This window comes from Staphylococcus sp. GDY8P131P (assembly GCF_017891975.1).
Classification (GTDB): Bacteria; Bacillota; Bacilli; order Staphylococcales; family Staphylococcaceae; genus Staphylococcus; species Staphylococcus nepalensis.
The window spans coordinates 1-726 of record NZ_JAESKF010000046.1; the positions used below are offsets into that span (position 1 = coordinate 1).

Below are 726 nucleotides of genomic sequence, written 5' to 3' on the forward strand. Positions count from 1 at the left end.
CAATTTATAAATTTTCTGATAAATTTTCTATTATCATACTGCCAGCTAAATCTTTTGAATAAAACTTACCTGTTTCATAAGTTACGATCATACGACAAAGGGTTAAAATAACATTTGTTTCATCACCATAAAAATCTTTTATCAATTCTTTAGAACTTTCCTTTATAGCTTTTTGTAAATCAATAAATGGAACATCAGGAATTAAGTTATTAATATTATTTTCGCCATAAATTGATATTGAAGAAAGCTTGGCTTGATATAATAATATTGTTAAATCAATGTTGTTATTCTTTTCTGGAATAAAATAATTTAAATAATCTTCTCTAAGCCATTCCCCATAGATAAACTCTTCAATAGGTGGATAAGACCAATTTTCATTTTCATGATAATTAAGCACAGTTAATTCTATATATTTTAAACTTGTATCTTCACCAATTTCTTTAGAGATAGGCATAATTTTCGAAATTAATATTCTTTTTTCTTCTTTAGTCATATCTCTATTTATTATCACTAGAAAATCAACATCACTATCTTTTTTTAAACCCCCTTTAACATAAGAACCATATAAATAGACTCCTAATAAATCTTTTGAAAACAATCGTTTCAATTCTATTAAAACATTATCAATTTGCTTATTTGGTTCCTCCATTATTGACTCCTCTCATCTTTAAATATTATTTCCAAAATCTAAATTCACGTTGCCAAAAATCAATCTGCTTTTGCAAT

1 pseudogene is annotated in these 726 nt (G+C 25.2%); it reads right to left on the minus strand.

The features are described 5' to 3' along the window. Positions 1-7: 7 nt before the first annotated feature. Positions 8-649 (minus strand): annotated as a pseudogene (gene ant(9), locus KA894_RS14580) (aminoglycoside nucleotidyltransferase ANT(9)); the annotation flags it as partial. Positions 650-726: the final 77 nt, after the last annotated feature.